Origin of the sequence: Psychrobacter sp. W2-37-MNA-CIBAN-0211 (genome assembly GCF_040309405.1) — a bacterium.
GTDB classification, from domain to species: Bacteria; Pseudomonadota; Gammaproteobacteria; order Pseudomonadales; family Moraxellaceae; genus Psychrobacter; species Psychrobacter glaciei.
In genome coordinates, this window is the sequence record NZ_JBEOOU010000003.1 from 158,398 (window position 1) to 181,843 (window position 23,446).

The following is a 23,446-nucleotide window of genomic DNA, read 5'->3' on the forward strand; positions in this document are numbered from 1 at the left end:
AAAAGCCACTATCACGCGTTGACTACTATGCTTAAACGCTTATATTTTAAGGACTATGCCTTAAATATATTATGCTTTTACAGCATCGACAATTTTTTGAGCGGCATCTGCTAGGCCTTGAGCTGTAGTCAGCTTAAGACCAGACTCTTCTAGAATTTGTAAGCCTTTTTCAGCATTATTACCTTCTAGACGTACAACGACAGGTACTTGTACATCGACTTCTTTAACAGCAGCGATAATGGCTTCTGCAATCATGTCGCAACGTACGATACCACCGAAGATGTTGATTAGAACACCTTCAACGCTGCTGTCTTCAAGAATGATCTTGAATGCTTCAACAACGCGATCTTTAGTTGCGCCGCCGCCAACGTCCAAGAAGTTAGCAGGCTTGCCGCCATACAATTTGATGATATCCATGGTCGCCATCGCAAGACCAGCACCGTTAACCATACAACCGATATTACCTTCTAGGGCAACATAGTTTAGATCAAACTCAGCTGCTTTAAGCTCACGCTCATTTTCTTGAGTTTTGTCTTGTAGTGCTGCAATTTTAGGCAGACGATATAGTGCATTCGAATCGATACCGATTTTGCCATCAACACAAACGATTTCGCCATTTTCACGAACGGCTAATGGGTTGATTTCCATTAATGCAAAGTCGTTTTCAACAAAAGCTTTATAAGCACCAGTCATCAATTTAACGAACTGGTTGATTTGCTTGCCTTCTAGACCCAGTTTGAACGCAACATCGCGCGCTTGGAAAGGCATTAGACCAACTAAAGGATCAACATGTACTTTGAAGATTTTTTCTGGCGTCTCGTTTGCTACTTCTTCGATATCAACACCACCTTCGGTTGATGCCATGAAGGTAACACGACGAGTCGCACGATCAACCACTGCGCCAAGATATAGCTCAGTTTGTACTGGGTACATATCTTCTGCAACTAATACAAAATTTACTGGCTGACCATCAGCATCAGTTTGGAACGTTACTAGGTTAGTACCGATTAGCTCTTCAGTTACTTGCTTGGCTTCTTCACGAGTTTTAACCAGCTTTACACCGCCCGCTTTACCACGGCCACCAGCATGTACTTGCGCTTTGATAACCGCAATGTCAGTTGGCGTTTTATCAAAAGCAGCAGCAGCTTCGTCGCCACTATAGGCGAGGATGCCTTCTTGAATCGGCAAACCGTAGCTTTTTAATAGCTCTTTTGCTTGATACTCATGTAAATTCATTGATTGTATCCTTTATTTTTTACAATTAATAAAAAGTGAAATCAAGTGCGCCCATGCATATATTAATCATACGTCTGACGCACTCATGATCGTGGCTATCGCCAAAATAGCGATACCACAATCAGGTTGTAAATCGATAATAATTAAACGAGCAACTGCTTATTTCTTGCGTTTTTTGCGCTGAATAGCGTGGATAGCACGGCCATCTGCAGATAGCGCCGCTTCGTGCACAGCTTCTGACATCGTTGGATGCGCAAAAGTCATCAACTGCAAGTCTTCGATACTGGAGACAAATTCCATCGCAATCATACCTTGATGGACGATATCACCAGCACCAGCAGCGATAGCATGCATACCTAACAAGCGATCTGTCTTAGCATCAGCCACTACTTTGATAGAGCCTTCTGCTTCGCTTTGAGCCAATGCACGGCCGTTAGCCGCTAGATTGAACGAGCCTGTTTTAACTTCGTAGCCAGCTGCTTCAGCTTCTTGCTCAGTTAAGCCTACCCATGCAATTTCTGGGTGAGTATAAATGACATTGATGATGGTGTCATAGTTAACTTGAGCTTTTTCGCCATGGATACGTTCCACAGCCATCATGCCCTCTTCCATTGCTTTGTGCGCAAGCATAGGACCACGGACTAAATCGCCAATGGCATAAACGCCATCAAGATTGGTTTTGCACTGATCATTCACATCGATAAGACCACGTTCGGTCAATTGAATGCCACTGTCATCGCCAAGTAATTTTTCAGAATAAGCACGGCGACCAACACAAACGATTAGTTTATCAAAGCTCTCTTCGCTCGACTCACCTTTGTTTTCGCTAGTGACGACCACTTGATCACCTTTGACTTCAGCATTGGTTACTTTGGTATCGACACGGATATCAAGGCCTTGCTTCTTCAGCATTTTGCCAGCTTCTTTCGAGATGTCTTTGTCAGCGGCTGCTAAGAAACTAGGAAGCGCTTCATAGACTACAACCTCGCTACCTAGACGACGCCATACTGAACCAAGCTCAAGACCGATAACACCAGCACCAATAACGCCTAAACGTTTAGGGACTGAGGTGAAATCAAGCGCGCCAGTAGAATCAACGATACGATCGCCGTCAGTTTTGGCAACTGGGATGTCGATAGGCACTGAACCTGCCGCCAGAATCACATTCTTAGCGGTAATAGTGCTTTCTGCTTCGTCTTCTAAAGCGACAAATTTAACTTGTTTATCAGCGCCTTTACCATCAACCAACGTGCCCCAGCCTTGTAACCAGTCAACGCCATTACCTTTTAATAATGCCGCAACACCGCCAGTTAATTGCTTAACGATGCCTTCTTTGCGTTCTATCATTTTTTCGATATCAATAGCGACATCGCCGGTGCTGATACCATGCTCATCGAGATCATGCTTGGTCGCTTCATAACGATGCGAGCTATCAAGCAGTGCTTTTGATGGGATACAACCAACGTTTAAGCAAGTACCGCCAAGCGCTGGCTCACCTTTATAAACACGTTTTTCGATACAAGCAACGCTCATACCAAGCTGTCCTGCACGGATAGCTGCTTCGTAACCACCAGGACCGCCGCCGATAACGACTAAATCATAACTGTCTTTCATAGTACGTTCCTATTTCTATTTTATTTATCATTTATGCTATTGTTTATTTTATTAAGAAATAAACGATGTTTCTCGCTGCTAGTTAATACACTATATCAACGCCACACATTTATTTATCAAAAAACGCTAATAAAATATAGCTGCTGACGTTGCTACTCGAAACGGTAGCATCATTAAAAACTATTTATACCACGCTACCAAAGTTAAAAAGCTTGTATCGGCGGTTGCCAATACAAGCTTAGAAGCTTATAGGTCTAAGAGGAGCATGGTTGGATCTTCGACCAACTCTTTGAGAGTAACTAAGAACTGTACCGCTTCTTTACCATCGATCATACGATGGTCGTAAGATAGTGCAAGATACATCATTGGCAAGATTTTAACTTCACCATTAACTGCCATAGGGCGGTCATTGATGGCATGCATACCCAAGATAGCGGTTTGTGGCGGGTTCAAGATAGGCGTTGACATGAGTGAACCGAATACGCCACCGTTTGAGATAGTGAAAGTACCACCAGTCATGTCATCTAGACCAAGCTTGCCTTTTTGAGCCAAGCCACCAAGTTCACGGATACGGCTTTCGACATCTGCCATGCTCATGCGATCGGTATCACGTAATACAGGAACTACTAGACCACGGTCTGACGATACGGCTACACCGATATCATAAAAACCATGATAAACAATGTCGTCGCCATCCAGTGATGCGTTCACTGCTGGGAAACGTTTTAGCGCTTCAGTCGCTGCTTTGACGAATAACGACATAAAGCCTAGACGAACGCCATGACGCTTTTCAAACTGATCTTTATATTTGGTACGCATGTCCATTAACGGTTTCATGTTAACTTCGTTGAACGTCGTCAGCATCGCAGTTTCTTGCGTCGCTGATAATAAACGCTCAGCAACACGCTTACGAAGGCGTGTCATTGGCACACGTTTTTCGGTGCGCTCACCAGCTGATTCAGCTACTGGGCGGCCGCTATCAGACTTGATAGAGCTGTCTGCTTTTAGTGTCGGGCTTGCCATATCAGTCTTGGTTACACGACCACCACGACCACTACCTTCGACATCTTTAGGGTCGACACCGCTCTCTTTTGCCGCTTTACGGACTGCTGGGCTTTGATCTTTATGATCAGCTTCTTCTTTCTTATCTGTTACTTGTACTGGCTCACCGCCATCTGCCGCTTGCTTTGCTTGTACTGGAGCAGCTGGCTGATCTGGATTTACAGAAGGAGCATCACTGTCGTCTGCACCAGCGCCACTTGCGCCCGCTTCAAACTCTGCAATTAACTCATCAGACAATACGGTATCATCAACTTGCTTAACGATTTTGGTTACCACTCCATCATCAGGTGCCACAACTTCTAATACAACTTTGTCAGTTTCAATTTCGGCCAATAGGTCATCACGGTTTACTTGTTGGCCTTCAGTGACATGCCATTCAACGATTGTGCCATCGGCAACCGATTCTGGAAAAACGGGGGCTTTGATCTCAGCCATCGATATACTCCTTAGATTTGGATACTGCTATTTATTATTAAGTCGTGATAGGCAGTCAGTACCGATTTAAAGTATTTACACCGTACTGACTGTCATCGCCTGATTCATTTGTCTTATCTAGTCTGTTACTTTGACAACCTGCTACTTAGACAATTCGTCCACACTAATACCAAGACCGCCAGCGATTAATGCTTGTTGCTGTTGTACGTGTAATTTCGCAGAACCTGTCGCAGGGGCAGCACTAGGAGGGCGTGCTACTGGCTCCATGACTTTTGCCTTGGTTGGATGCGGTACCACAATACGGAACATATGCGGTGCCAAGTAATACCAAGCGCCCTGATTAAGTGGTTCTTCTTGCGTCCAAACGATTTCTTTGAGGTTGCTGTATTTTTCAATTTCAGCAATCAACCGTTCTTCTGGCAATGGATAAAGTTGTTCGATACGGACGATGGCGACATGGTCAAGACCGAGCGCGCGGCGTTGTTCTAGCAAGTCATAATAAACCTTACCACCACATAGCACCATCCGAGTCACGTTGTCTGCGTTGTGCTCATCCATTTCTGGCAATATTGTTTCAAATTTACCGTTGGCCAGCTCTTCGAGATTTGACGTAGCCAACTTATGACGCAATAGGCTTTTCGGTGACATGACGATCAATGGCTTACGAATCGGACGCACTGCTTGACGACGTAGGGCATGATAAATTTGCGCAGGCGTCGTTGGCGTAATGACCTGCATATTGTCTTCAGCACATAACTGTAAGAAGCGCTCAAGACGCGCCGATGAATGCTCAGGGCCTTGACCTTCGAAACCATGTGGTAACAACATAGTCAGACCGCATACACGCTGCCATTTGGTTTCGCCACTCGAGATGAACTGATCGATGACGACTTGCGCACCGTTGACGAAGTCACCAAACTGCGCTTCCCAAACGATCAATGCGTTTGGTACGGTCGTTGCATAACCATACTCAAAGGCCAGTACGGCTTCTTCTGATAACAATGAGTTATAGGTGGCAAAACGCGCTTGTGTTTCACTCATATGAGCCAACGGCACATACATACTGCCATCATCGATATTGTAAATTTCACTGTGACGGTGAGCGAAAGTACCACGGCCCACATCTTCACCAGTAATACGAACCAATACTTTATCGTTATCGACTAAAGATGCGTATGCCAATGTCTCAGCAGCACCCCAGTTAAGAGGCTCTTCGCCAGTTTGCATAGCCAAACGCTGATCAACGACTTTTTGAACTTGGCGCTGAAGCTTATAGCCTTCTGGCATTTCAGCCATACGACGTCCGTAACCTTTTAGGATGTCGATATCGACACTGGTATCCCAGTCATCAACCAAATCATGTCCTAGATAAGGTTTCCAGTCTACAAATAGCTGCTCGTTAGGTTCTTGAACCAGTGAATTGGCAACATAGTCACCACGGTCTAAAGACTCACGATACTCATCTTCGTATTGCTTTTCTTGTTCAGCACTCAAGATACCATCTGCGATAAGCTTCTGTGCATAAATAGTACGAGTCGTCGGCAGTTTCTTAATAACGGCGTACATCAAAGGCTGAGTGGCAGAAGGTTCATCTGCTTCGTTATGGCCGTTACGACGATAGCAGAAAAGATCAATGATGATATCTTTATCAAATTGATGACGATAATCTAATGCCAATTGTGCGGCAAACACGACCGATTCAGGATCATCACCATTCACGTGTAAAATAGGTGCATGTACCATCTTGGCAACGTCAGTACAGTATTCAGTTGAACGAACATCTTCTTGACGACTGGTCGTAAAACCAACTTGGTTATTGATCACAATATGTACCGTACCACCAGTGGTATAAGCACGAGTTTGTGACATTTGGAACGTTTCTTGAACCACGCCTTGACCAGCAAAAGCAGCATCGCCATGGATGACTATTGGCAAGACTGAGTTACCGCCTTTATTGTCTAAAAGAGGTTGGTCATTACGACGAACCTGACGGGCACGTACTGACCCTTGCAATACTGGCGCAACGATTTCAAGGTGTGACGGGTTAAAAGCCAAAGCCAAATGCGCTTCGCCACCTGGCGTCATCACATTAGATGAGAAGCCGTTGTGGTACTTAACGTCGCCTGAGCCTTTTTCTGGCTGAACTTTACCATCGAACTCGTCGAACAAATCAGCAGGTTTTTTACCTAAGATATTCACCAATAAGTTCAAGCGCCCACGGTGCGCCATACCGATAACCATCTCTTTGGTGCCATAACCGCCAGCACGTTGGATGATTTCATTGATAGCAGGGATAAAGCTCTCGCCACCCTCTAAACCGAAACGCTTGACGCCCGTATATTTACGTGCCAAATATTTCTCTAAACCTTCGGCAGCGGTTAAGCGCTCAAGGATAGATAGTCGCTTGTCTGTATCGAACTCAATATAACCCAGATTGGTTTCGAGATATTTTTCCATCCAGCGCTTTTCTGTACTGGTGGTAACATGCATATATTCGATACCGATATAGCGGCTATAAACACGTTCCATGATTTCAATAATTTCACGTAACGGTGCTTCGTCCTTGCCAATATTCAAATCATTGGTGGGATATATGGTGTCTAGATCGGCTTCTGAAAGATTGTGATACTCAAGCGTCAAATCTTCCACTTCAGCGCGTGGGTGCAGATCTAATGGATCGAGTTTTGCGCGGCGATGACCACGGCGACGATAAGCAGAAATCAGCTGCTGTACGCCCATTTGCTTAGGGTCGGCACAGTCAGCTGCATTGCTAGTCGTTGTGGTTGCAGGAGTGCTCTTGTTCGCCGTTTGATTGCGAGCAAGTAACAAAAACTGGTCTTTAATAGCATTATGCTGAGCATCGTTTGGCGATTTGTATTGTTCGAAATACGCTTGCCAATCCGTATCAACACTAGTAGGGTCGGTCAGGTATTGCTCATAAAGCACTTCGATATAGTTGGCATTATCAGCGGCCAGTTCAGTATGTTCTACGTCTGCGGCTTCTTTAGTTATACTATTCATAATAATCGTCTATTTGATAGATAAATGAATGGAATCGTGCTTATTATTGTGTCGTTCGTTGTACATTTGATATTTTGACTTTTGAGCTTAAACAGTAATAAGATTTGCTATTGCTGATGATTAATAATTTCTGATGACTAATATTCTGACAACTAGATGACTAATATTCTGACAACTAATATAAGGCATCGTTGTTCCTACTGTAATAAGTAACATTCATCATTATCGATAAAAAATATGTCAAGTAATAATGATGGCGCTACTACAATACTCAGCTCAAACAATAGCCATCTGATAAAATTATTTGTGAACGTCCAGTTTTCTTGTCTGACTCGTTTCACAACATTAATTTATATATACTGCTATCAGCTATAACCAATTTATTAATGATAATACCTTTTGCAAATACCCTATCGTTCAGCTAGCCTATAAATTGGCTATTTTCGCTGAAATGTCTTCTTATGAAGGATATTTATTGTCATTTTTGGCAAACATACATTGCTGTATAGCTTAGCATGCATGCCTTGCACGACATAGTTTGTTTGCTCAATAGTAGGTATTTACATAATGAATATCTATTATAAACCTCTTACTCCGTGCATTTCTACTGCTAATTATATAGACAGTTCGTTTACATAACAGGACTTCTTACATACTACCAACGTATTGTTAATACTGGCTTACTTTTGACCAGCGATTTAATGCGTTTTAGCCAAATGCGCCTCTCCAAATAGTAAACAGATATACCCCTTCTATCTCCTACCAGTACGCAAATCTAGCTAATAAAAAACACCGCCTAATACTGAGACGGTGTTTCATTATGATATGTACATAAACTAAGCAGCGCTTAACTCGTTTAACCTGCTTGGTCTATCAGCATGTTACGTAGATGACCGATTGCTTTGGTAGGGTTCAAACCTTTTGGACACACTGAAACGCAGTTCATGATACCGCGGCAACGGAATAGGCTGAACGGATCATCCAAACGTGCCAAACGCGCTTGCGTATCACCATCACGGCTATCAGCGACGAAGCGATAAGCATGTAATAGTGCAGATGGACCTAAGAATTTATCAGGGTTCCACCAAAACGATGGACAGCTGGTTGAGCAGCACGCACATAGAATACATTCGTACAGACCGTTTAGCTTTTCGCGTTGCTCAGGTGACTGCAAACGCTCTGTTGGCGGTGCTGGCTGATCGTTGATTAAGTACGGGTGTACTTTTTCATACTGCTCGTAGAATTGGTTCATATCGACGACTAAATCACGAACCACAGGTAAACCCGGCAACGGACGAACAGTAATTTTTTCGGGTAGCGTGTTCATGTTGATAAGACAAGCTAGACCATTTTTGCCATTGATGTTCATGCCATCAGAGCCACAAATGCCTTCACGGCAAGAGCGACGGAAGGTGATGGTTTCATCTTCCTTTTTTAGGCGTAATAACACGTCAAGCAACATACGATCTGAGTCTAACAACTCAACTGTATAGGTTTGCATACGTGGCGCTGCGTCCAGATCAGGATCGTAGCGATAGATTTCGATGGTGCGAGTACCTCGGCTCATAATGCTAAACTCCACACGTAGGTGATGGCGGGCGTACAAAGGTTGCAACATATCAGCGCTAGATAGAGTATCTTTATCACAGCGCTGGCATGAGCATGTAGCTGGCGGTCACCTTTTTAATAAATTAATAAGGGATAAAACGTTAACGCTGTTCATATAGACCAGCGGCGCAGTCAAAAATTAATAGACGCGAACTTTTGGCTCGATATAATCAACGGTCAATGGCACTTTGCGTACTGGCTTATAAATAATGCGGTTGCCTTCTGAGTACCAAAGCGTATGCTTCATCCAGTCATGATCGTTACGACCGTTTGGTGCATAATCATCATCTTCTGGACGGTCATAATCGGACACACTGTGTGCGCCGCGACTTTCATGACGCATCGCTGCTGATATCATTGTTGCTTTAGCCACTTCATATAGATTAGCCACTTCGAAAGCTTCGATACGGGCCGTGTTAAAGACTTGTGATTTATCAGCCAAATGAATCTGGTCGATTTTGTCGCCTAGCGCTAAAATTTTCTCAACGCCTTCGTCCATCATTGCTTGCGTACGGAATACACTGGCATGTGTCTGCATGGTCGCACGAATTTCGTCCGCAACATCTTGAGCGTTATAGCCTTCGGTAGACTGTTGCAGTTTGTCTAAACGCTTCACTGTAAAATCAAGCACACGAGGATCAAGTGGCTTGTAGTTATGATCAGCGTGATGGAATTCATCAACGATATGCTTACCAGCCGCACGACCAAATACCAATAGATCAAGTAGTGAGTTTGTACCTAGACGGTTGGCACCGTGAACACTGACACAAGCACATTCGCCAATAGCGTAAAGACCTTTAACGACAGTGCCTTTCGTATATAGACCTTCTTCATCCGTACCCGCTTCTAGATCAGGAGTGATTACTTGACCATGAATCGTGGTTGGAATACCGCCCATCATATAGTGAATGGTTGGGATAACGGGAATCGGCTCTTTAGTGATATCAACGTTAGCGAAGTTTTTGCCAATCTCAAATACTGATGGCAAACGCTTCATGATGGTTTCAACACCTAGATGCGTCATATCCATAACGATATGGTCAGCATTAGGGCCACAACCACGGCCTTCTTTGATTTCTTGATCCATAGAACGTGATACTAGGTCACGTGGTGCCAAGTCTTTCACAGTTGGCGCATAACGCTCCATAAATGCTTCGCCATCTTTATTACGTAAGATAGCGCCTTCACCACGACAACCTTCGGTCAATAGTACGCCTGCACCATGAACGCCTGTTGGGTGGAACTGCCAGAACTCCATGTCTTGTAATGGAATACCAGCACGTACTGCCATGCCAATACCGTCACCAGTATTGATATAAGCGTTGGTAGATGCGGCGAAGATACGGCCTGCACCACCTGTCGCTAGGACAGTAATCGGTGACTGGAATACAGCTACAGTACCAGTCTCTTGTTCAAGCGCGATAACACCATTGATGTTGCCGGCTTCGTCTTTGATCAAGTCAAGAGCAATCCACTCGATAAAGAACTCAGTACCTTGCTCTAGGTTTTTTTGATATAGCGTGTGCAATAGTGCGTGACCTGTACGGTCAGCAGCGGCGCAAGCACGTTGTACCGCTTTTTCGCCATAGTTAGAGGTATGACCACCAAACGGACGCTGATAGATCGTGCCATCTTCGTTACGGTCAAACGGCATGCCCATGTGCTCAAGCTCATAGACGACTTTTGGCGCTTCACGGCACATATATTCGATAGCGTCTTGGTCACCCAACCAGTCTGACCCTTTAACGGTGTCATAAAAGTGAAAGTGCCAGTTATCATTGCTCATGTTACCCAAACTTGCACCGATACCGCCTTGAGCAGCAACAGTATGCGAACGCGTTGGGAATACTTTGGTCAGGACTGCAACCTTCATGCCCGCTTCTGCCAAATGTAGTGAAGCACGCATACCTGAGCCACCACCACCAACGATAACTGCATCGTAGTTTAGGGTCTTAATATTACTAATGGTATTATCTTGTCTAGTTGCCATTACGGTTTTCCTAATGCCTGTTAATGCTTAGAAGTAAATAAAAAGGCTGTCTCAAAATCATCCTATTGCTGGACAAAACACTGTATTGTCTCGCCCCTACTTGAAATTATCCAAGTGGATGACGCAAACAACCTTTAGCCACCTAATTTGCATATCTATCTTTATATTGGGTTCGCTCACTGACTAAACCATAGCGCACCTATTATATAAGTGACTGACTAAGTCAGTAATATCCAACGCTATGATTGGCTATGACTATTTTTAACCACTAACGGACGACTTTATAATGCTTGATCAGTCACTAGTGCTACTGGGTGCATCCGTTATTGGATATAGATAAATAGGATTTATCTATATAGTCTGTTCAATATAATATGGGTACAAGTAAGACGAGTGAAGTACTACAAATAGTAGACTAAGCGAGCCTGACGCCGTATTCATATTATAGGGATTGGCTATAGTTAAACGGCAACAACACCGAAACCAGTACCCCAAAAAATCATGATGCCCCAAAATAAAAACACTAAAATAGCAATAATCATCAATGACTGTAGGACTAAACGTAGACCTGCTGCGCTTGAGCCTAATTTGCCAGTGGTAATGTAATCAGTGAACACGGTCCACATACCAACCCAAGCATGGCCAGCTAGTGCAAGTACCGCCACTAAGCTAAATAAGCGCATAGGCAGACTGGTCATGAATGATGACCATTCAAGATAAGTAACGTCGCCATGCGTCAAAAAGAAGCCCAGCAATACCACACTATAAACAGCTAAAACGACAGCGCTAATACGCTGGATAATCCAATCGCGTGAGCCTGAACCGGTCAGACCAGTCGCACTTTTGATTCCTGAATCATTTTTAATCATTAGAACATCACCCATACAAATGACGCGACAATTAGAATCGCTGCAATCACAAAACTAACCATAGACGCAGTGCGGCCAGATTTTAGTTCTTCATTCATGCCCATATCAGCAAATAAGTGCTTGATACCCATCACAAAGTGATAAGCAATCGCCGCAACGAATATCCATGCTAAAAAGCGCACAAGTACGTTGTCAAATACGGTCTCAAAACTCTCAGGCGACGCCAATGAGTTCTGTAGTAACCACAGCATGACAGGAATCAATAAAAACAGAATAATGCCAGAGATACGATGCAAGATTGAGGCGATCGCAATCGGTGAGCGATTAACGCTAATCACTTGGCTTAAAGGCAGATCAATAGGTCGGTTGCTTTTCACAGCGGGCATCCTTTTTGCGGTTATACTCCTGTATCTGCTAACAACCAATGCTTGATATAAATAGTATCAAGTTAGGTATTGAGCAACACACGAGACGAATAAAGTAAGGAAGAGCTAGCTGACTTCGTTTAGTTTGCGCTAAATATGAAGAAATGGTCGGATGGTAAACGGTGTAGCGGGACTCGTTAAATTGATAAGCTTTTTAATAGCGGCTTATCGACTAACCAACAAGTAAGCGCACTATTCGTTAGAGCGATTAACTATTCTATTTTTACTGATACTTTTCACATAGAAAAAGATCACTGTCTTCTCTACATCAATATGAACCATAAGCGGATTAATTAAAATAGGCTCATTACTTAAAAATAGGACAGTTAACAAGATCTATCAGACCATCACGTACAGCTCTGGTCTAAACAGTCACCGTCTAGTCGTCACTAAATATAGATAGAGTCAGCTTTAAACGACACTATATCATGACCACTTATCAATTCGCACAAAGCGAGTGCCAGTTAAGTAACGCTAATTATAAAATGACTGGGCGACAATTACAAATTTATCCCTAAACTAATGAAATAAGAAGGCTTATTTAACAAACAAGCGAATTTGTGCAATACTAACCCCCCCCTGACGACTCAGCTCAGCGGATTAGATGACCCATTCCGTTCGCCTACTACTCATACGCAGTCTGTTTTTAGCATAGATAGCCAAAATACGCTTTGCTCTATTTTGGTAAATCGATGCAGATATTATGCGCATAATAGAGTTTGCCTTAACGCTCTAAAAGGGCAGTTTTTAAGCAAAATAACCAAGCAGACATATTTTGATACAAAATTTACAGTAGATAGACACTATGAAACCACACCAGTTGGTGCCTTTGCTGCTAAAAGTTTTTTCAAATCATAGAGAATTGCTGCTAATATAGCCTGCATATTAAATACGTTAAAAACATTTTGACCGTTTTACTAGTAATGGCGCGAGGCTGTGCGTCGGTATATTTTTATTCTAACAAGTTACAACCAATGGAGAGGAATTTATGGCTGACACTCACGCCAAACTAACCGTAGATGGTAAAGAATACGAACTTCCAATTATTAAAGGTACTTTAGGGCGCCCAGTTATCGATGTTGCGGCTTTACAAGAGTCGGGCTTTTGGTCTTATGACCCTGGTTTTAAAGTAACCGCACCTGTTGAATCAAAAATTACTTTTATTGATGGCGGCAAAGGCGAGTTATTGCATCGCGGCTACCCTATCGATCAATTAGCAAACAACGCTGAATATTTAGAAGTGGCTTATGCGCTTGTTCATGGCGAATTGCCTAATGCCGAGCAAAAAGCAGATTTCTTTGAAAAGATCCGTAAGCACTCAGGTGTCCATGACCAATTGCGTAAGTTCTTTGAAGGCTTCCGTCGTGACGCGCATCCAATGGCTATTATGGTTGGTGTCGTTGGTGCTTTATCAGCCTTCTATCATGACAACCTAGACGTCAGTAACGAAGAGCATCGTGAAATCACGGCTATTCGTCTGATTGCTAAAATGCCAACGCTTGCTGCAATGAGTTACAAATACTCTCAAGGCGAACCGTTCATGTACCCGCGTAATGACTTTAACTACGCTGAAAACTTCTTATACATGATGTTTGCCACGCCTGCTGATGTAGATTATCAGAAAAACGATGTCATCACTCGTGCAATGGACAAAATCTTTACCTTGCATGCTGACCATGAGCAAAACGCTTCTACGTCAACGGTACGTTTAGCAGGCTCTACGGGTGCTAACCCTTATGCGTGTATCGCTGCTGGTATCGCAGCCCTTTGGGGACCATCACATGGCGGCGCGAACGAAGCTGTTCTTGAGATGCTAGATGAAATCGGTACTGTCGAGAACGTGCCTGAATTCATGGAAAAAGTAAAAAGCCGTGAAGTGAAGCTAATGGGCTTTGGTCACCGTGTCTACAAAAACTTCGATCCACGTGCGCAAGTAATGAAAGAGACTTGTGATGAGGTATTAGAAGCACTTGGTATCAATGATCCTAAGCTTGAATTGGCGATGGCGCTAGAAAAAATTGCACTAGAAGACCCGTTCTTCATCGAGCGTAACCTATATCCAAACGTTGATTTTTACTCTGGTATCATCTTGAAAGCTATCGGTATCCCAACGTCAATGTTTACCGTAATCTTTGCATTGGCTCGTACTTCTGGTTGGATCAGCCATTGGTTAGAGATGCACAGTGCACCATTCAAAATCGGTCGCCCACGTCAGTTATATACTGGTGAAACGCGCCGTGATTTTGTAAAGGTCGAAGATCGCAAGTAAGCAAAATAGTATTTGAGCAATAAAAAATCCCGCCATCGTGCGGGATTTTTTATTGCTTCGTTTTTTAGATCAATATTATCGGTTTTACTAAAAATTACTGATAACTCAATCCTTATGTTCAGAACGACGTGGGGTGTTATTGGAATTCTTTTAATGTCTGCTCATATTTAGCAATCTGTTCATCATACCCTTCGATGGTGTCATTAAACTTAGTCATCAATGTCTCAAACTCTTGTTGCTGATCAACCTTCATTTGTTGCATATCGATGACTTGCTGAGCTTCTATTTGCTCCCAGACTTGGTGTTGAATAATCAAGCGAGCCAGCGCTGGGCTTTTTGCACTGACCCTGCCAGCGATTTCTGCATGTTCGAATAACTGCGGTGTCAAAGTGGCTATATTAATCAGCGTATCAGAATCCTCTGCACTAAGCGGCGTAGTCACAGGCTGATATAACGCGTCCATCGCTTGCTTATAACTTTCTATCATTTGCTCTTCAATCATCATCACAGGTTTACGCGGCTCGAGACTGATACGCTTAAGTACAGTCAAATCGCGCTCACCAACTTCAGTACTGGTATTCATCTCAGTATCCAGACTAACCGCGCTATCAGTGGCTACTGGCACTGATGCTTGCTCAGACTCATTACTGTCGATGGCATCTGCTCCTGACTTAAGACTATCAGTCACTGGGGTACTGGCCTGATTAGCAGTGTCCTGAGTTGCTCCTTCAAGCAATAAAGGATCTGCGTCATCTGATGCGTCAGCAGCTTGTAATGACTCATACTCTGCTTGTAGTCGACGCTGCAACCCTTGTGCTTGAGCGACGTACAGTGGCTGAAACTGTTTGATACGCGCAGCAGCCGAATCACTTTGCGGCATTGGTTGACTGTCTTCAGCACTCGTCTGTTCAGTGCTTTGACTGTCCTTTGGCTCAGGTTGCGTGTCTGCTTGCTGGCAACCACTCAATAGCAATATGCCGCTTAGCATTACTACAAGTAACGTTGAGGGATAACGTAGAGAGCTGGTGCTTTTGTCTGAGAAGCTTTTATTCATGTCGCTATCATGAGCCTCATTATCCAGCGTTTCTGGCAAAAATTTAAACATCAGAGTACATATCCTTTGTTAATGCAAAATAATAAAAGTTAGAATTATCACAGCAATCCATTGCTGGTTTATGTCGTTTTTTTAGTCGTACTTTTTATCTGTCGCATTATTCACAGCATGTACGGTCAGAAATGGAATACAAGCTTCTAGATCTTGACAGTCTTTTCCAAGTTGCCGACGTACGAAATAGTCTTGTACCATGCGTGCCTGTTGTTCGATACCATATGTAAAAAAGGATTTACCCGTCTCTAGCACATAATCATAACGGCGATTGATAGTCGCACCACGCACGACTTTTAATCCTTGTTGTAGCTGCCAAACGTGAGTTAGCTCGTGTATGAGCCAACTTTGCTTACCAATGGACGCATGGCTAAAATCTGCTATCCAATCTGCCGGATGGAAGTAAATATTACCATTAGGGCTGACCGCATAATTTTTGAGTACCCAGCGCGCGGTTTTAAGGTGAACATCAGCGAGCGTGATACTGTTACCGAATACCGAATGAGCGAGCGCTATCTCGCCAGCAGTCAGCTTTCGTGATTGTTTTTTTGAAAATCTTGCTTGTAAAAACTGCTTGAGAGTCTGCTGATACATCGTTAATGAGTTACCTTACGCTAGTGAATCATGCTAAATCATTAAATAGGGGTGCAAACACTGAAACCCAAGCATGGAAAAACAAGCATTTAAAAACAAATATCTAAGACATAAGCTGTACACTTAGCCGATTTTTCTTAACGTCAATCTACGTTAGCCTAGCAGCTCAACTATAATAGTTATGAAGAGCAATGATTAAGGGCTGTTTGTATAAATTAGCTTATTTTTACCACTGATGTCTAATACTGATTATCAAATAGCTTTGTTTTTCTACAAAAAATAGCGACTGCCGAATATTTATTCTGTACAAAACAGCTTCATCAAGTCACTCTGTCATTGTAGTAAAGCCATAATTATCCGACCCTATAATAGAGAGTCCTATGCCGCCTAACTTTCATGCCGATACCCCACTCGCCCAGCGTATGCGCCCCACGACTCTTGATGCTATTATTGGTCAAGAACATTTATTAGCAGAGGGTGCGCCATTAAGACGCTTAGTGGAGCAAGGACATCTGCCGTCCATTATCTTGCATGGTGAAGCAGGTATCGGCAAAACCACCATTGCCATGCTGCTCGCTGATGCAGTTGGCAGGCCTTTTCATGCGCTATCCGCCTTGAATACTGGCGTTAAGCAATTGCGTGAAGTGCTAGATACCAAAGATTCTTTAAACTTTGAATCACCAGTGGTCTTTATCGACGAGATTCATCGTTTTAACAAAGCTCAGCAAGATGCATTACTGGGCGCTGTAGAGTCTGGTGATATTACCTTGATTGGTGCGACTACGGAAAATCCCTCCTTTAGTGTCAATAACGCCCTGCTATCACGTTGCCAAGTGTATCGTCTAGAACCTCTGACACCAGAGCAAATCAGCGCAGTATTGCAACGAGCCATGCAAGAAGATAACATTCTGCAAAATCTGACTATCGATCTACAAGCGCAAAATACGATTAGCCAACTGGCACATGGTGATGCTAGAAAGGCGCTGAATGTATTAGAGCTTGCCATTCAAACGGCTGATGCTAAACAGTCGCCGGTTATCATTGATGATGGATTGGTCAGCCGAGTGGCACAAACCGCTTTGGTAAGATATGACAAAGATGGCGAGCAGCATTACGATATTATATCGGCAATGATAAAATCTGTCCGTGGCTCCGATCCTGATGCAGCTTTGTATTGGATGGCGCGGATGCTGGTTGGCGGCGAGCCTGCTGATTTTATTGCGCGGCGTTTGGTCATTTTGGCCAGTGAAGATATCGGCAATGCCAATCCAAATGCCTTACTCCTTGCTGATGCCGCATTGCGCAGTGTGCAGTCTATTGGCATGCCTGAGGCACGTCTAATTTTAGGGCAAGTGGTGGTTTATCTGGCGACCAGTGCCAAAAGCAATAGCACGTATAAAGCGATCAATGCTGCAATGGCGTTGGCAGAAAAAGATGCCTCGCCCGTACCACTCCATTTGCGTAATGGCGTGACCAAATTGATGCGCAATCAAGGCTATGGTCTAGACTATGTCTACCCGCACGATTATCCCAACCACTATTATCCGCAGTCATATTTGCCAGACAATTTAATTGGCACACGCTTTTATGAGTTTGCAGACAATCAGCGCGAGCAGCACAGCAAGCAATTTATGGATTGGTTGAAAGACCAAGCGGCGAGTAATGACTAACCACGTATAACACGGCTCAGTTCATTATCCAATGTGTGCTTTAATGCATAAATGGTAGCGCTCATTGATAATACTTATGACGATTTTTGACATACTGAACGATATAGTGGGAAGATGACACAGCACGTTGCGATGAAAAGCGTTAAAATGACCTCATAATGAACTATACAAGCTATTAAGTGCGTCACTTTTTATTGAATGACATTACTGATAGCGCGCTTTGCTTGACCGTAACAGCGCTTTGTATCATCTGCTGCTACAATAGGTAGATAATGCTCTATATTCCAAATCACACCTATCTATAAATAATAAGACATTGAGATTTACTATGAGTTTAAATACGATTCCTGAGATTATCGAAGACATTCGTGCTGGTAAAATGGTCGTCTTGATGGATGATGAAGACCGCGAAAACGAAGGTGATATCATCATGGCAGCGACCCATGTGCGCCCTGAAGATATCAACTTTATGATTACCCATGCTCGCGGCTTAGTCTGCTTGACCATCTCACAAGCTCGTGCGCATCAGCTGTCTTTACCACTGATGTCTGAACGCAACGAAGCTAAATTCAGCACCAACTTTACCGTATCAATTGAAGCGGCTGAAGGCGTTACAACTGGTATTTCCGCTGCCGATCGCGCCCGTACGATTCAAGCGGCAGTTTCTGCTACTGCTAAAGCTGAAGATATTGTACAGCCTGGCCATATTTTCCCTATCATCGCGCAAGATGGTGGCGTATTGCATCGCGCAGGCCATACCGAAGCCGGTTGTGACTTATCACGCTTAGCAGGTCTTGAGCCAGCATCTGTGCTCGTCGAAATCATCAATGCTGATGGTACGATGGCACGTCGTGATGATCTTGAAATATTTGCTAAAGAGCATGACCTTAAAATTGGTACGATTGCTGATCTCATCAACTATCGTATCGCCAATGAACAAACAGTAGAAGAAGTAGAATCACATCCTTTTGAGACTGAACATGGTACGTTCACTTTGCATCGCTTCCGTGAATTTGGTGCTGATGAGACTCATTTAGCGTTAGTTAAAGGTGATGTCAGCGAAGGCGTCAGTACGGTACGTGTTCATGGCTTCCATCCATTACGTGATTTGTTTGCGGCTAAAAATGACATGACTGGCCGTAGTGGCTGGAGCGTACAAGCGGCATTAAAAGAAATTAGCGCCTCAGATCGCGGTGTATTGGTTTGGATTGGTAGCAACCAACCCGTTGATTTAGGGGATGCGTTAGATAAAGCTGCAGATAATGAATCGCAATCAACGCTCACGCAGCAGCCTTATCGTAGCGTTGGTGTTGGCGCACAGATATTACGTCATTTAGGTGTCCGTGATATGCGCCTATTGTCATCACCAATGAAGTTTTATGCATTATCAGGCTTTGATCTGAACGTGGTTGATTTTGTGCATGCGCCGCAGCAAGACTAAAACCTGTTTGTGTTATTGAGTCGAAAAATCAAGCTTAAAAAAAGGCACGCTAGCGTAATGTTAGCGTGCCTTTTTATATTTATTAGGTGTTAATTTTTAAAATTTAGGCGTGTGTCCAACGTCTGTTTCTAATGCGAGCAGTCGTTCACGCTCCTCGATTGTCCAAGGCAACTTAGTTTTGCCATCACTCTCTAAGCGCACCACGACTGCTTCAGCCGTCGCAACGATAGCCAATTGCGCCGTACTATAGTAACGATACTCTATGGTTATACTCGTATTGCCCAAACGTTGACAACGAACGCCTAATAATAAAGTATCCGGATAGGTCACGGGACGCAAATACTGGCAACTGGATTGTGCTAATACGGTGACCATGCTGCCATCAAACATCCCTAACGTCTGCAAATACGCAATACGCGCTGACTCAGCATAACGGTAATAGACGACGTTGTTTAAGTGGTTAAACGCATCCATCTCGCCCCAGTGAATCGGCTGATGATGAATAACAGGATAATGCGCCAATTCGTCAGGACGAGGATAATACTCTGGTGCAGAGACCAAACCTGATTGCTTATCAAAACTGCTCATAACTTACCTTATTGCTTGTATTGTCTGTGTCTCAATTTTTGAGAATCGGCCTAATTTTGGGGCTTGTCCAAAATTTGCGTGGTCAACAGTGGCGTTGGTTTTGGTGCATTGGCAATCAGTCTATCTAACCAATCGAGTACTTCTGGAATATCGCTTGGCGCTTTCATTGTTTCTAAGTTCTTGGCCAGATCGTTTGTACTTTCAGCAGCACTCGTCGCATTTTTTGCTGCTTGCGCAGGTTGTTTGCTAGCAGTCATAGAAGACTGTGGCACTAAGGTTTTTAGTTGTTTACGAGCTTGCGTCAGATAGCTGACCAGCTGATCTTGTTCACGCATATTGCTGGCTTGGTTCGCTAAATTCAATGTCATGATAACTTCGTGAATGGTTAATTGGCGGCGTGTCAAAGCAAGGTTATTATTGCTTGCTGCTCTACTTTGCTGAGTACCTTCATTGCCATTATTATTGCTAGTGCCATTACTATTACTGTTCGCGGCACGCTCATGACTGTGCAAAAAATCTTGAATATTTTGAATCGCTAGATTTTGGATTTGCCATGGGCTTGGTTGTGCACTTTGTGCTTGCAAGCGTTCGATATCTTTGAGCAAACTTTGCTTAATGACCACGGTCAACGCTGGGGCAATCTCATTGCTGCTTTGTGCCAATTGCCAATGCAGACCACGTAGTAAGTCTATCGCTGCGCTATCGTTATTGTCGGCCAATAATCTATTGGCTGCCTGTATTTGAATACGCAATAAATCCAGCTGATTCTGAGCTTGGTTATTGGTCGCTACGTTCGGCTCTGGTAAGGTCTGCTGACTCATGGCAAATATGCGATCATCCATCTCATTTAGACGGCTGACCACCTGCTCGTTGCTTTGCAGACGCTCATTGACGCTATGTTGAAAACGTTGATGGCTAATATATAAGAATAATAATGCCGCGATAAGTAGCAAAATCACCAACCATTGTAGACGCAACAACAAGGTGTTTGCTTGCCGACGCTGCTGGATAGCAGAAGGTTCCTTAGATAATGATTCAGAATTTATTGACATAAGACAGTACCGTTATGGGTAGGGTTAAACCTATTTAAAGCGAACAAAAAAAGCGTATCACGCTTTAAGTGTTGTCTGGTTATTAAGAAATCGTTTTTTCTATAGGACTTTAGCGCTAATAGCTGCCAGAATGGTTTCCGGCGCCAAATCTTCCACACGCCAATAGCTCAATTGCTGTTCTGCGACCATGTTTGCCAAGCGTTCGCCCAATACGATATAAGTAAAGTCTGATAATTTAAGCACTGCATTGTCGATCTTGCTTTGATTTGCAATTGCTTCTAAATTCGTCGCTTCTGAAGCCTTTATTACTGTTGCTTCAACAATACTTGCCCAATACTCAAAGGCAGTACCACTACTGATCACGACGACGGGCTTTATTCTGTCTGCTGATGCTATGGTTTTTGATGCGTTTTGTGCCTGAAAATCTTGTAGCCATTGCTCATATTGACTCTGCGCCTCGTCAGGCATGATGCGCTCATACCAAGCAATACTATCGATATGTACACCGCGCGCCTGTAAGGTATCGACCAGCAGACGACGTCCGCCAAGCCCGCGCCATATCAATAGTTTATCGCCCGCTTGTAGACTTTCTATCTCAGGCATCGCCAGCATACCTTCGTTATTGGCAATGGTAGGTTGAAGCACCTGATAACTTGCCACCGGTAGCTTGGCATCATTGAGGACAGCAGCAGTCGCCTCACCAACCGCAATCAAATGGCTTGGCGTCTCTAGCGCCGCCAATGCGGACTCTGCCAGCTCAGTAATGTTGTTTTGCTTGTAACGCTCAACCTCAAGCGCTTGCCACATGGCTAACCCTGAGGCCGCAGCGGTCGGACTGACAATAACCAGTGCTTGATAGTCACCAGCCAGCCATTGCCGCATCATTTTTCTGTCTTCATCGGTCGCTGCACGTGCTTGCAATGCCAACATCGGCATCTCAATGACCGAAAGCCCTGCCGCTTGTAGACACTGCGTCAGTGGCGCTGCTCGCTCTATCGGGCGCGTATTGATGACTACTTGCGGCAGCGCTGATGATTGCTCAGTTGAGTGAGGCGAATTTGTGAACTGTGATGTTGAACAAATCATAAACCGACCATAAAACAATGCTTATGAAATTAAAGTGAGCTTAATCAGAGTCAGTATAAGTAATTACCACTCTATGATTAAGCTACTCACCATACAGAAATACTATTCTTAGATGCCATTTGCTTAGATATTATTTATTCTAATATTATCTACTCAAATATCATTCAGGATGATAAATCGCTGATAAGATAGCACCAGCACCATCGGCAAGCAGTATATTAGCAACATCAATACCAAGTTGATTGGCCTGTATTTCTTGCTCTTCTTGCGTACCGACTAATGTGACACGCTTGTCCGCTTTTAGTAGTTCACTACCATCGACCTGACCCACACGACCACGGAGCCACAACACATTGCCATTATCATTGTTGCCATTATTACCATTGTCATCGTTGTTGGCAGCTGTTTCATCAGCCATTTGTAGAACGGCATAAGCCGCAATCGGCACTTGGCAACCACCTTCTAAATGACGGTTTAGCGCGCGCTCAGCGATAAGGCGAATACGAGCCTTATCATCATTGAGCGGTGCAAGCAATTTTATCACCTCATCATCACCTTCACGGCATTCAATTGCCAGAGCACCCTGCCCAACCGCAGGCAAGCAAGCATCAATATCAAGCTCGCCGCGAATGCGCTCATCAAGCTCAATACGCTGTAAACCACTGGTCGCTAGAATAATCGCATCGTAATCCCCAGCATCCAACTTACCCAAACGGGTACCAACGTTACCGCGCAAGGTTTTGATTTGTAGATCGGGGCGATAGGCTTTAATTTGACACTGACGACGCAAGCTTGACGTGCCAACCACCGCACCTTGTGGCAACTCATCAATACTATTATAAGTATTGGAAACAAAAGCATCCGTTGGTGAAGCGCGTTTGCAATAAACACCCAGCATCAAGCCTTCCGGCAACTGCATGGGCACGTCTTTTAATGAGTGCACGGCGATATCTGCTTGGTTCTCATACAGCGCTTGCTCAAGCTCTTTGACAAACAAACCTTTACCGCCGATTTTGGCCAATGGCGTGTCCAAAATTTTGTCACCTTTAGTGACAATTTTTAGCAGATTAATGGTCAAGTCAGGATACATCTCTAGCAGGCGATCACGAATATGTTCAGCTTGCCATAGCGCCAACGGACTCTGGCGTGTGGCGATATTTAAAGTGGTCAAAGCAGGTTGCTGCGGATTGCTCATAAAGGGCCTCAATAAGTTCGATACGACAGTGCAATGTTCATGCGATGTCAATGCGAAACAGTCATGCAAATTTACCTTATAAAATGGCGATAAAGACCATTTACCATGACTGCCGACGCAAAAAAATACCCCTATTTAAGCATAAATAAGGGTTTGATGATATGGGATGATTATTTCGCTATGACA

Annotated in this window: 17 protein-coding genes; 3 read left to right on the forward strand and 14 right to left on the reverse strand. The window is 43.8% G+C overall.

What is annotated here, in order from left to right:
* Positions 1-69: 69 nt before the first annotated feature.
* From sucC to sdhC, 8 genes are all read right to left on the reverse strand, one after another.
* A complete protein-coding gene (gene sucC / locus AAEY72_RS05280) occupies positions 70-1,236 on the reverse strand; it encodes an ADP-forming succinate--CoA ligase subunit beta (RefSeq protein WP_240216310.1) in 1,167 nt (388 codons plus the stop codon).
* 159 nt (positions 1,237-1,395) lie between these two features.
* Entirely contained in the window at positions 1,396-2,850 is a 1,455-nt protein-coding gene (gene lpdA / locus AAEY72_RS05285) for a dihydrolipoyl dehydrogenase (protein WP_352309725.1), read from the reverse strand.
* Between the two features lie 246 nt (positions 2,851-3,096).
* Positions 3,097-4,347, reverse strand: a complete 1,251-nt coding sequence (gene odhB / locus AAEY72_RS05290) for a 2-oxoglutarate dehydrogenase complex dihydrolipoyllysine-residue succinyltransferase (protein WP_194620615.1) — start codon at positions 4,345-4,347, stop codon at positions 3,097-3,099.
* Between the two features lie 141 nt (positions 4,348-4,488).
* On the reverse strand, positions 4,489-7,368 hold the full coding sequence (locus AAEY72_RS05295; protein WP_352309726.1) for a 2-oxoglutarate dehydrogenase E1 component: 2,880 nt from the start codon (positions 7,366-7,368) through the stop codon (positions 4,489-4,491).
* Between the two features lie 856 nt (positions 7,369-8,224).
* Positions 8,225-8,935: a succinate dehydrogenase iron-sulfur subunit gene (locus AAEY72_RS05300; protein ID WP_010200796.1), complete on the reverse strand. Its 711-nt coding sequence runs from the start codon at positions 8,933-8,935 to the stop codon at positions 8,225-8,227.
* Between the two features lie 180 nt (positions 8,936-9,115).
* Positions 9,116-10,966 carry a succinate dehydrogenase flavoprotein subunit gene (gene sdhA / locus AAEY72_RS05305; RefSeq protein ID WP_210540909.1) on the reverse strand — a complete coding sequence of 617 codons (1,851 nt, stop codon included), beginning with the start codon at positions 10,964-10,966 and terminating at the stop codon, positions 9,116-9,118.
* Positions 10,967-11,427: 461 nt separating this feature from the next.
* Positions 11,428-11,814 (reverse strand): succinate dehydrogenase, hydrophobic membrane anchor protein, encoded by a 387-nt coding sequence (gene sdhD / locus AAEY72_RS05310; RefSeq protein WP_227500963.1) that lies wholly within the window; start codon positions 11,812-11,814, stop codon positions 11,428-11,430.
* Positions 11,815-11,834: 20 nt separating this feature from the next.
* The gene (gene sdhC / locus AAEY72_RS05315) at positions 11,835-12,221 is read right to left on the reverse strand and encodes a succinate dehydrogenase, cytochrome b556 subunit (protein WP_010200793.1); all 387 of its coding nucleotides are present in this window, start codon (positions 12,219-12,221) and stop codon (positions 11,835-11,837) included.
* A 1,027-nt stretch (positions 12,222-13,248) separates the two neighbouring features.
* On the opposite strand from sdhC, the gene gltA reads away from it, so the two are divergent.
* Positions 13,249-14,529 (forward strand): citrate synthase, encoded by a 1,281-nt coding sequence (gltA, locus tag AAEY72_RS05320; RefSeq protein WP_010200792.1) that lies wholly within the window; start codon positions 13,249-13,251, stop codon positions 14,527-14,529.
* A gap of 136 nt (positions 14,530-14,665) precedes the next feature.
* Here the strand turns inward: gltA and AAEY72_RS05325 are convergent, their stop codons facing one another.
* Positions 14,666-15,634 (reverse strand): hypothetical protein, encoded by a 969-nt coding sequence (locus AAEY72_RS05325; RefSeq protein ID WP_352309727.1) that lies wholly within the window; start codon positions 15,632-15,634, stop codon positions 14,666-14,668.
* Positions 15,635-15,715: 81 nt separating this feature from the next.
* Positions 15,716-16,228: a type IV secretion protein Rhs gene (locus AAEY72_RS05330; protein WP_352309728.1), complete on the reverse strand. Its 513-nt coding sequence runs from the start codon at positions 16,226-16,228 to the stop codon at positions 15,716-15,718.
* 380 nt (positions 16,229-16,608) lie between these two features.
* On the opposite strand from AAEY72_RS05330, the gene AAEY72_RS05335 reads away from it, so the two are divergent.
* A complete protein-coding gene (locus AAEY72_RS05335; RefSeq protein ID WP_352309729.1) occupies positions 16,609-17,898 on the forward strand; it encodes a replication-associated recombination protein A in 1,290 nt (429 codons plus the stop codon).
* A 328-nt stretch (positions 17,899-18,226) separates the two neighbouring features.
* Positions 18,227-19,339, forward strand: coding sequence for a bifunctional 3,4-dihydroxy-2-butanone-4-phosphate synthase/GTP cyclohydrolase II (ribBA, locus tag AAEY72_RS05340; RefSeq protein WP_189583552.1), 1,113 nt, complete (start codon positions 18,227-18,229; stop codon positions 19,337-19,339).
* Positions 19,340-19,435: 96 nt separating this feature from the next.
* Here the strand turns inward: ribBA and AAEY72_RS05345 are convergent, their stop codons facing one another.
* The 4 genes from AAEY72_RS05345 to hemC form a co-directional block, all read right to left on the reverse strand.
* Positions 19,436-19,927 (reverse strand): acyl-CoA thioesterase, encoded by a 492-nt coding sequence (locus AAEY72_RS05345; protein ID WP_352309730.1) that lies wholly within the window; start codon positions 19,925-19,927, stop codon positions 19,436-19,438.
* 50 nt (positions 19,928-19,977) lie between these two features.
* Positions 19,978-20,979 (reverse strand): hypothetical protein, encoded by a 1,002-nt coding sequence (locus AAEY72_RS05350; RefSeq protein WP_352309731.1) that lies wholly within the window; start codon positions 20,977-20,979, stop codon positions 19,978-19,980.
* A gap of 99 nt (positions 20,980-21,078) precedes the next feature.
* Positions 21,079-22,065, reverse strand: a complete 987-nt coding sequence (locus AAEY72_RS05355) for a uroporphyrinogen-III synthase (RefSeq protein ID WP_352309732.1) — start codon at positions 22,063-22,065, stop codon at positions 21,079-21,081.
* Between the two features lie 160 nt (positions 22,066-22,225).
* A complete protein-coding gene (gene hemC / locus AAEY72_RS05360; RefSeq protein ID WP_352309733.1) occupies positions 22,226-23,260 on the reverse strand; it encodes a hydroxymethylbilane synthase in 1,035 nt (344 codons plus the stop codon).
* Between the last annotated feature and the right edge of the window lie 186 nt (positions 23,261-23,446).